The organism is Mesorhizobium sp. LNHC229A00 (assembly GCF_000502415.1).
Lineage (GTDB): Bacteria > Pseudomonadota > Alphaproteobacteria > Rhizobiales > Rhizobiaceae > Mesorhizobium.
The window spans coordinates 1-357 of the sequence record NZ_AYWQ01000219.1 but is presented as its reverse complement, the minus strand read 5'-3'; the positions used below and the strand labels follow the sequence as shown (position 1 = coordinate 357).

The window sequence follows — 357 nt, the reverse complement described above, 5'->3', positions numbered from 1 at the left end:
GCGACCGTTGCGATACACAGGCAAATGTCCGGGCTGGCCTTCGCTATCTGAAGTCACTCTATGACGAATTCGGGGACCCGCTGCTGATGCTGGCAGCATACAACGCCGGGCCCAATAGCGTCTACAAGGCCCAGGGTATTCCGGTGAATCCGGAGACGGCGGAATACATTGTGAAAATACTGAACCGCTGGAAGTTCGGCGGTGTGGTGAAGAAGTCCGCCCTGACCAAATCCGAGACGCTCGCGGCCGCTCCGCCAGCGAGCGAGGACGCTTGGCAGGGTGGTCATGTCATGGATTTCGGCAACTGAAAGGAGCCAAGGGTGGAATACAGGAAAGCGGGCAAATTTGCCCTGAAAC

1 protein-coding gene is annotated in these 357 nt (G+C 57.7%); it reads left to right on the top strand.

The window, feature by feature from the left end:
- The coding region (locus tag X742_RS1000000171875; RefSeq protein ID WP_023775707.1) for a lytic transglycosylase domain-containing protein at nt 1-308 on the top strand (308 nt) is incomplete at its 5' end.
- Nucleotides 309-357: the final 49 nt, after the last annotated feature.